Source organism: Coleofasciculus sp. B1-GNL1-01 (genome assembly GCF_040220235.1).
Lineage (GTDB): Bacteria > Cyanobacteriota > Cyanobacteriia > Cyanobacteriales > Coleofasciculaceae > Coleofasciculus.
Genome location: NZ_JAVJTO010000054.1, coordinates 1 through 10,253, shown reverse-complemented (window position 1 = coordinate 10,253; position 10,253 = coordinate 1). Strand labels below are relative to the sequence as shown.

Below are 10,253 nucleotides of genomic sequence, written 5' to 3'. Positions count from 1 at the left end.
TCAGCTATATTCACTGTCCCCGTTGCCCATGTGGGTTTTCCTTGTGGGTCATACAAAACCAAATTTCCATCTTCCTGGAAGCGGAACTTATAGCCTCCAGGTGTAATCCATTCCTGTCCACGACCAAAATCTAAGTTGTTGTTTCCAGGTTTCAAATGGATATTATTAGGAAACCACCAAGATGGTTGTTCATCATATCGTAGTGCCTCAGTGCGACCATCGTTCCGGTTGTAAGCAATACGACCTCCTTGGAAGTCAGAGAAAATTGTATCGCTACTATGAATATATTCTCGACGAGTTGGCATTCCTAACCAATGACCAGCACCACCTAAATCGGTGTAAAATGCACCAATGGTTCCCCAGGTGACAACGGAGGCGTGACCATAAAGGTTATGAATTCGAGCTTTCCCATTCTCAGCGGCAAAGGCTTGCCAAACGGCTCGTTTGCCATCTTTGGTAAAGATATTTTCATCAGACCGAGGATAACCCAAATACACTTGCCGACCGTCTAAATCTCGACCTACGGCTCCCCCCATAAATTCATATTCATTTAAATTGTTGCCTAATACAGAGAAGGCTTTAGTCGCGCCATCCTCTAACATTAGGAGTACACGGTTCCCGTTGCGATCACGGAATTCTTGTGTCCAACCGTTACCCCAACGGTAAGCATCTTTTGTTGGCGTTAAACCGAGATCATTCCCATTAATTCGGCTATAAGCTTCCTGGAATAAATGAGGCGCACGCGAACTTCTACCAATTTGGCTGTTAATGATGATTGGGTTACTAATTGGTGGAGGTGTCACAGGTTTGCCAGTTCCCGTCTGATATTTCACAGGTAGATAAATGGTTTGACCAACCTGCAAACGACTTGCTTGAGCTTCAGTAAATGTGCTGCCATCTTCTTTCTGAATTTCCCGCCAACGGTTACCATTGTTGAGTTCTCGTTGAGCAATTCCCCAAAGCGTTTCATCTGGGCGGACAATGTAAGGACGACGAGTTTCTTGAGGTGAAGGAGTCGGTGTAGAACTCTTACCATTCCACCCATTTTGCAGTAACCAACGGGCGCGATTTAGTACATCAGCACTGTAATTTTTGCCTGTGGTATAGGCATCAACATCTAAATCTCGCTGATATGCCTTAACAACATTACTCTGACCTGAGTTATAAGCAGCTAAGGAACCTCGCAAATGTAACGACTCTGGCAACCTTGGTTTGAGATATGCATATTTATCATTGATTAACAGATTGACACCTTGTTCAATATTCCAAGCGGCGTCATACCAAGGTTGAAACTTGATATTCGGGAAAGTACCAATATCAAGTTGCATATATCCATGTCCGTGTCCATTATCGCCAAGGATGTTCCGGGTATTGGTTTCTCGGCTAATGATACCTGCAATAATTTCTGGGAGGATGTTGAAACGATTGGCAACAGTGCTAATAATGGTTTTAATGCTATTGAGTCGTTGTAGCTCACTAGACGCGATCGCAGTTACGCCACCAGAGGGTAACTGATTAAATAAACCAGCTGCCCGTTCCATCGGTGTGACTACATCCTCACCACTCCAAGTCTCAGGAATATCGATAGCAGGAATGGCATAGTCTTCAGGTTTCGTTACCTGCGCCAATCCCACGGCGGCGGCCAAATTCAATAATCCCGTTCCTGTTTCTGCATCCCAACCGGGTTCTGCTAAATCAGTCGCCGTAGACTTAAGAACTTCAATCACTTGGCGATAACTTAACTGGGGATTCGCCGCCCACACTTGAGAAGCCGCCCCCGTTACTTTGGCTGTCGCCACCGAGGTTCCCGCCATTGTGCCAACACTATCCTCGACGGTAGACACAACTGGATTCTCAGATGTACCTCCCTCGGCTAAAATATCTAAACCCCTGCAATAACTGGAATAATACGCCCGTTGATAGGTTGGAGAGGGCGTATCGGTTTCTACCTGTTGCGCTGCACCTACGGTAATAATATTGTCAAACTCCTGAGATGCTTGACCCAAAACGGACATTACATCCCCATCATTCCCGGCGGCGGCGACAATTAACACCCCATTCTGACGGGCATATTCAATCGCCGCCCGTTCTTCGGGTGTAAACTCATAACGGGTAGTTACACTACCATCGGAGTTCACTTGGGTTAAATCCAAACTCAGATTCACAACCGCATTCGGTTGACTTGATTCCTTGGCGGTATCGACAAACTCAACTAACGAATCTGCCCATTCTCCAGAACCAACCGCACGTCCTACCCATAAGGGCGCATCATCATTAATCCCATCGATGCCGATATCATTATCCTGTTGTGCCGCAATAATTCCTAAAACATGAGTCCCATGCTCATTCCCCTCTCCAGATACCAATAAGGGGTTAGAATCATTATCGACGCGATCGCTCCCTAACGTAATCTGAGAATAATCGATATCGGGATTATCATCACTAAACCCTGTATCAATTACCCCAATTAGCGGCTGGTCTTCCTCTGGAAACTCATAGCTTACCACAGGTTCAACGGGGTCAGTCTCGTCTGGGTTTGTATCGCCAGAATCAATATCGCCAGAATCGGTATCTCCCGTGTCGATATCGCCAGAATTACTATCTCCCGTGTCGGTATTTCCTGTGTCGATATCGCCAGAATTACTATCTCCCGTGTCGGTATCTCCTGTGTCGATATCGCCAGAATCAGTATTTCCCGTGTCGGTATCGGCTAAATTTTCAATCGCATAATCAATCAACGCTTGACCCAAATCCGTCTCCCGCCAATCCTTTCCAGACTCAATCACCTCATCCATCAAAGCCGCTTCACCCGTCGCCCCGCGCACTTGGAAAATAACATCGTTATAATCCCCATCTGACTTGGTATCCACCCGCAAATCTTCCATCACAAAGGTACTTCCATCGCCCGTAACATCGGCAATTTGCCCGACATGAAACCCATCATCTGGATTCGCCGTTGCCATAGAAAATAGGGGACGCGCCGCCCCTCCCACATCGGGATTATCAAACACCCGTTGCACTGTATTATTGGGAACCAGCATGAAGCCAAACTCATCCCCTGGACGCATTTGGACTGTTTTAACTCCCAAATACTCTCCAGAATTTCGGTCACTTTCTCCTAATTCGCCAACGAACCGCGCCCCATCGGTTTGGTCACTAATCACCACATGACCTAACTCCGAATCACTCAACGCACGAGAGGCGGCTTCCTGAATAAACGCCTCTGAACCCGGTTCAAACTCCTCCATCCCCTCTAAACTAAAGACGGCGAGTTCACCTTCATATCCCCCACCATCAAAGAGGAAATCAACACTAACGTCCCCAGTTTTTCCAACCGTAAATACACCGGATTCAAAGGTCACACTGGAACTGTCTAACCCAGTTAATAGCGATTCATTTAACGGCGTTTCGTCCGTCAGCACCTCATCAGTGGCTTCACTCTCCGCCGCGTCATCCAATGAGGTAACAAAGGGAATCTCTTCTAAGGTTTCCTCTCCTTCAACCGAGATAACGAAGGCAATCTCCTCTAAATTATTATCTGAAATAGTTTCAAACCCTTCCTCAAACTCCGGAATATCAATATCAGCAATTTGGTCAGCCGAGATATCGATATCCACGATATCTATGGGATTATCCGTGCCATCTAATAAACCACTGGGCGTTAAAATCGGTTCTAATATAAAGGCTTGCGGTAACTCCTGACGCTTCTTTTTCGACGCAAATCCTTGAGCAGCAGGACGTTTCTTTGAGGAAAAATTAAACCAAGACATAGATGACCCTCTTGTGGAATAGTGCAGGTAAAATTACAGATTAAGCCAAGCGGCAAAATCTCTAAGCTGTTCGGCATTTAAACCTTAATGTCAATAATGGCGAAAGCCTTGTAGTGCGTTAAGCGAAGCCATGCCGCAGGCTTTGCATCTTGCTCGCTACTAATACTAATTTAAATGCATGACAGCTTATGATGTTCTGATTAGCTAAGGGGTTAAACCGATTCAAATTGGCAGGTAAGTTCGACTTTAGCCCAGCCCACCATTATGACGATGAATTAAGGAAACACTGGATAAGCACGCTGAAACCCAAACGCTGCTGCCAGTCAATGTCAACAAATTGTCCAGCAAATTCTGTTACTGAATAGAGCAGCAATTGCCAGCAGCAAACTCGGACAGAAAACCTATTAAGTTGAAGGGGAAATCACCTGAACGTAAATCTAGCTTGTTCACTATCCTATCCCAAAATAATAAACTTTGTCTGTAGTTTTTTATTAAGTTTTCATAAAGCTGGGAACTTCTTCCTGATGATCAGCAATAGGTCGTAAATGTGACAGTTTTTCACTTAACCCACTCTAGGGAAGCGGTCATGCCTTAATCGGGTATGAGTAGCGAGCAAGATGCTCGCACTACCAGGATTTCACCCTAATTGACATTAAGGTTTGAATGCCGAATCGACCACGCGCCAGTTCAGCCTGTCCTCAGTAAAATGGCTAAAAATTTAACTCTCTATTTCAGCCATTTAGCGTAGAACCCCATAACTCTCTGTTTAAAGATTTGATAAAGGTATTAAAAAATGGTTGATTTTCCTTAACATTTCCGTTTACCCTGCAAATAGGCATCTACTACAAACATCATGCAGGTTGGAAACGAACTCACAGCCAAGGAACAACCCGACTGGATATGCCCAGACATCAGTCCCCACTGGCAACTCAGCCAACAGGCGTCATCCAAACAGTATACTCTGCGATCGCGCCACGATAATCGTTATTTTCCCCTATCTCCAGCCGAGGTTTACGCCCTCAGCCATTTCACCGGAAATTTCACGGTTACTCAACTTCAACAGCAATGTCAGAAAAAATATGGTTCAGCAATTTCCCCGAATTTTATCTGGGATTTATGGCAAAAACTGATTACCCTTGGCATTCTCACATCCGATGAATCCATTCCACCTAACCCACCCGTTGCAGCCGACAGAGGGCAAAACATAAACAATGCCAGAGAAATTCCCAATTCAACCCATTCTCAGCCACTGCTAGATAATCAGATAGTAGACACCGATAACACAGAACAACAGCCAAATTCTCACCCCGCCAATTCCGCCAAACTTCAACTCAAATCCTGCGTTCAATGGATTCCTCACTCCGATGGCTACTGGATACTACGCAATCCCGAAGATGTCACCTTTCTCCAAGTTGATTCTCACAGTAAAGCCGCCATCAACCAACTAGGAAAACATCCCCCCGCCGATATCGCCAAAAACAATAACCTAACCCTTGAACAACTCCGCTATCTCCTACAACTCCTCACCGCCACCGGGATGTTAGCCGGAACCCAACCCGCCAAACCCCCCAAACGAAAATTCACCCCGCTACAACTCCTCTTTTTCAAAGTTCCCCTATTTAATCCCGACACCTGGTTAACTCGACATATCACTAAACTGCACTGGATTTGGACTCGTTCAATTGGTCTCATCCTGTGCTTTTTTTTAGCCTTTTCTCTATTTATTGGTTTATCCCAACGTCCCGAAATTCTCCTCACCGGACAACAATTAGTCGCAAATCATGGCATTTCTCTCCTATTCCCCTTTGCCCTACTCGCCATGTTAGTCGTTACTCTACACGAACTTGGACACGCCTTTACCCTGAAACATTACAACGGCATTGTCCCCGAATTTGGGCTACTTTTCATGTTTTTAATGCCAGCCGCTTATACCAATACCACAGATTCCTATTGCCTATCGCGATTTAAACGAATCTTAGTCGTCGGCGCAGGCATTATTTGTCAATTAATTATCGCCGCCACCGCCTTCTGGTTATGGCAATCCTCAGCCAATTGGTTAGCCACCGCCAGCTATCTCCTCATGGTAGCCGCACTCTTTACCATCGCCCTCAACCTCAATCCCCTGGCAAAATTTGACGGCTACTATCTCGCCGTCGCCCTCACCGGAATCAACAACCTCCGCACTCGTTCCTTCCAATTCTACGGAAACCTACTACGCCGACACCCCAACCGCGAACCCCGCCACAATCGCCTAATCCTCGCCACTTACGCCCCCTTCAGCCTCCTCTATATCCTCTTCGTCTTCGGTAGCCTCTTCACCCTAATCACAAATTGGACATTAACCAACATCCCCTTCTGGACAATCACCCTACTCACCCTTTGGGCAATTTACTACTACTTCCCCCAAAAACCAACCGAGGTACACACAGACAAGAAAAACAAACCAAAAAATCCCTCCTCTAAACCCCTCTGCGTTCCTCTGCGCCAACCTCTGCGAACCTCTGCGTTTCAAAAAAAGCCCCAACCCCAACCCCTAACCCCCATGAACCCCTCCCAACCCTTACCACTCGCCCCCCCAACCAGCAAACCCCACCTCCCCCTAAAACGAATCGCCATCCTCCTCACCATCGCCACCAGCTTAAGCCTAATCAGCCTCATCCCCACCTCCTTTGAAGTCGGGGGTTCCGTCGAACTCGAAACCCGCCAAGGCGCCAGAAGCATTGTCCGCACACCCATAGCCGGAGTCATTACAAAAATCTACGTCAAACCCGGACAAACCGTCCAACCCGGACAAATTCTGGCACAATTATCCAGTTTAGAATTAGACCGAGAAATCGCCACCATCGAACAACAACTCGTCCAAGCCCATCAAGTCTTAGACACCGCCCAGAAACAACGCATCCGCGCCGAAGCCCAACTGGTAGAAGTCCAAGCCATAGCCGAAGCGATGATGGCAAAAACCCGTCGAGAAAGCTTACGCGCAAAAGCCGTAACTCAAGGACAACTTACCCCCGAAATTCAAGTCTTAAACACCCAACGCCAACGCCTGCAAGAACGCATCCCCGAACTCCAGGAAAAACTCCAACGCTATCACCAACTCTACGAACAAGGCGCAATTTCCCGCAACCGCCGCGACGAGGTAGAAAGTGAACTCCACAACGTTGAAAGCAATCTAGTCGCCAAAACCCAAGAAATCGCCGCCGCCAAACAAAACCAAACCGACACCGCCCGTGACTTACAAACCGAAACCGCGTCTCAATTTGCCGCCATTGACGCCTCTGAAATGATTGCCCAGGCGGAATCCCAAATGGTAACTCAACAACAAGCGATCGCGACTCTAAAAAACCGCTTATCTGAACTAAAAACCCTTAAACAAAATCTTACCCTACGTTCTCCCATTGCAGGCGTTATCCTCACCAATGATTTAGACTTACGGCAAAATCAAGAACTCAAACCCACCGAAGACTTTCTCCTAGAAATTGCTGAACTCAGCAGCCTCACCGCCACGGTAGACATTAAGGAAGAAGACTTAGAATATGTAGAAAACCACAAACCCGTTACCTTCCGTCCCCGCCAAGCTAAACTAAGACCGTACACCGCCACCGTACAACGAATTCTGCCCCAAATCCAGCATGAACCCTCCCAACCCCAACCCATCGCCCAAGTGGAAATTGTTGTGGATAATAGTGATGGTAAACTCTATCCGGGAGCGACAGGATATGCAAAAATCTACTCAGAACGGATTCCCCTGTATCAACGTTTAGGGCGAGAACTCATGCGGTTAGTTCCCTTAGAGCGATTCCTGTGGCGAGAAACGGAAAAGTAGATAGGGGCTGCTGTAGGGAGTTTTATAAGCTGTTCGGCATTTAAACCTTAATGTCAATAATGGCGAAATCCTTGCCGTAGTGCGAGCATCTTGCTCGCTACATTGAGCATCTTGCTCGCTACATTGAGCATCTTGCTCGCTACCCATTCCCAATTTAAATGTATGACAGCTTACTCTTGTGTAGTATAGCTTCCCGATTAATTCAGCAACCCTTAAATAATACACCTCTCCGTTAACATCGGTGGGTTACGGCTGATTGTTCATTGAATGGCTATCGCTTCGGTTTAAAACCCGCCTAACCCACCCTACGTTTTTGAAATCCAAGCACCATTGTAGAGTAGAGACGCGCCATGGCGGTTGCTATAATATCAATATTTAAATGCATAACAGCTTAAAATGCTTGGCGGATTGAGGCGCTAAAAATGGCTTATAGTGACTTTACTACATTAAGTAAATTTAAGAAAGCGTTTAATTTACGGATTGACGAAGAATCTGATTTGTTTGTCACTGTAGAACCCCTACAGCCGAGTGAATCACTCGCCGCTACTTTAGCGGAAACAGTTGAACTGGCTCTGGCAATTAATACAGAAAAAGCCCGATCCGAAATGATAATTACGCCGATTCTATTGGAGTTGAGAAGAAGAGTAAATTATCAAATTAGTTTATTCTCAGGCTCAGATTTTAATGTTGATTTTGAAAAAGGGTTAAATGGATATTGCGATTTTATTATCAGTCGCTTTAAAGAGCAACTGACAATTAATGCTCCGGTGGCGATTATTGTAGAAGCTAAGAATGAAAACATTAAAGGCGGATTGGGACAGTGTGCGGCAGCAATGTTAGCAGCCCAGTTATTTAATCAGCAGGAAGAAAATAATATTCAGACGATTTATGGAGCGGTGACGACAGGAGATATTTGGAAGTTTCTAAAGTTAGAGGATTCTGATGTCTGTATCGACTTGAGCAATTATTACATTAAAGATATCAATAAAATTTTAGGCATTTTATTTAAAAGCGTTCAGGCTTGAATAAAAGTCGCCCTTCAAAACAGATCAGATTGATAGGAAAAGGTGGATCAAAGATACCGATAAATCTATCTCAGCAAATGATAAGTAGTCGGACAGGCTTACAATCCCATGATTTTGAGCGTAAGGGTGTAAAAACCTTGCACTTGTTGGGCGATAAAATTGCTTCACCCCATTATATAGTATAGCTTCCCGATTAATTCAGCAAGCCCTAAATAATACACCTCCCCGTTAATAGTGGTGGGTTACAGCGGATACTTCATTGAATGGTTATCGCTTCGGTTTAAAACCCGCCTAACCCACCCTACGTTTTTGAAATCCAAGCACCATTGTAGAGACATTGCATGCAACGTCTCTACTCTTTTTTTTTGAGATAAAGGGGTTTTTATTTTGACTGTTTTGTTATAACATTGTTACAAATACCTGATAGACCAAACCCAACACAAGGAGAAGAACCAAATGAAACCTTTATTCCCTCAACTTGACAAATCCCTGACCGCTGAAACCACTGCCCAGCAAGCGTTAGCGGAATTTGGTGTTACCCAACTCCTCGATCTGATCAAGCACTACCGCGACATTGACTTCGATGCGTCGCAAATGCACCTAACCGATGCAGAAGTGAATGCGATCGCGAACCTATTTATCCAGGAGTTGACTCGAAGCATCGACGGTAAACTCATCGCTGGCGCATTAAACGCCCTGCGTCATGGTGAAGAGATGGAGACTCAACACTTAGTTGGGGCGGGTTTAGTTACATCTGGGGAAAAAAGAAACGATAATAGTGAAACCCGCCCCTACACACAATTCAACACTTTGCCAATTCCTACTCCTCGTTACCAAGAAGGCGATCGCGTTCAGTGGAAAACCAATAAAACAGACTGGGGCGTAATTTTGGGACGCTTTTATGACTACAACCACCATCACAATCAGTGGATGGTTTACTACATCATCCAACTCGCCCCGGATTCTCCCAGTGCGGCTTGGGTAAGCACAGATACAGCGTCTGAAGCGGATTTAGAAAAAATACCCGATACCGTTGAACCAACCGAAAATAATGGCAACCCCTACCGTTATCCCACCCATTCTCCTGGCGCGATCGCATCCCCATCTGTGCATAGCTCAACTGGACGCTATAATCCCCGTCGGCGACACAATCTCCGCCCGATAAACCAGCGGGAAAAATACATTATTGACCTCTATAGTTACTGTGAATTAGGGATGACGCCAAGGCAGTTTTATAGCAAATGGGATGTCACCTATGAACAACTGTCTCATATCTGTTCCCGTTCCCTGGGGACAGTGCAGTGTTGGTTCAAACGAGGTAAAGGATACTACACCCCTCAACCCGTAGATTTACGCCATCTGGCAATCCTGGACTTTTTGTTAGAGCATTTTGAAGAGTTACCCCAATCCCTGATCAAGTTGTTGTGTTCCTCTTAATCAGCTATTTGGCATTTAAACCTTAATGTCAAGAATGGTAAAATCCGGGTTGTAGTGCGAGCATCTTGCTCGCTACATTAAGCATCTTGCTCGCTACATTAAGCATCTTGCTCGCTACATTAAGCATCTTGCTCGCTACATTAAGCATCTTGCTCGCTACATTAAGCATCTTGCTCGCTACATTAAGCATCTTGC

General features: G+C 45.7%; 4 protein-coding genes. 3 read left to right on the top strand and 1 reads right to left on the bottom strand.

Going from position 1 to position 10,253, the window contains the following annotated elements; translation table 11 throughout:
• A partial coding sequence (locus tag RID53_RS13910) for a S8 family serine peptidase (RefSeq protein ID WP_446388672.1) occupies positions 1-3,770 on the bottom strand: 3,770 nt, incomplete at its 3' end.
• An 853-nt stretch (positions 3,771-4,623) separates the two neighbouring features.
• On the opposite strand from RID53_RS13910, the gene RID53_RS13905 reads away from it, so the two are divergent.
• The 3 genes from RID53_RS13905 to RID53_RS13895 all read left to right on the top strand — a co-directional run bounded on the left by RID53_RS13905 (position 4,624) and on the right by RID53_RS13895 (position 10,058).
• The gene (locus RID53_RS13905) at positions 4,624-7,596 is read left to right on the top strand and encodes an efflux RND transporter periplasmic adaptor subunit (RefSeq protein WP_446388671.1); all 2,973 of its coding nucleotides are present in this window, start codon (positions 4,624-4,626) and stop codon (positions 7,594-7,596) included.
• A 422-nt stretch (positions 7,597-8,018) separates the two neighbouring features.
• The gene (locus RID53_RS13900) at positions 8,019-8,621 is read left to right on the top strand and encodes a hypothetical protein (protein ID WP_446388670.1); all 603 of its coding nucleotides are present in this window, start codon (positions 8,019-8,021) and stop codon (positions 8,619-8,621) included.
• A 456-nt stretch (positions 8,622-9,077) separates the two neighbouring features.
• Positions 9,078-10,058, top strand: a complete 981-nt coding sequence (locus RID53_RS13895; RefSeq protein WP_446388669.1) for a hypothetical protein — start codon at positions 9,078-9,080, stop codon at positions 10,056-10,058.
• Positions 10,059-10,253: the final 195 nt, after the last annotated feature.

Coding starts and splice junctions, on each gene's coding strand:
- RID53_RS13895 (WP_446388669.1), top strand. CDS start 9,078: ATGAAACCTTTATTCCCTCAACTTGACAAATCCCTGACCGCTGAAACC.
- RID53_RS13905 (WP_446388671.1), top strand. CDS start 4,624: ATGCAGGTTGGAAACGAACTCACAGCCAAGGAACAACCCGACTGGATA.
- RID53_RS13900 (WP_446388670.1), top strand. CDS start 8,019: ATGGCTTATAGTGACTTTACTACATTAAGTAAATTTAAGAAAGCGTTT.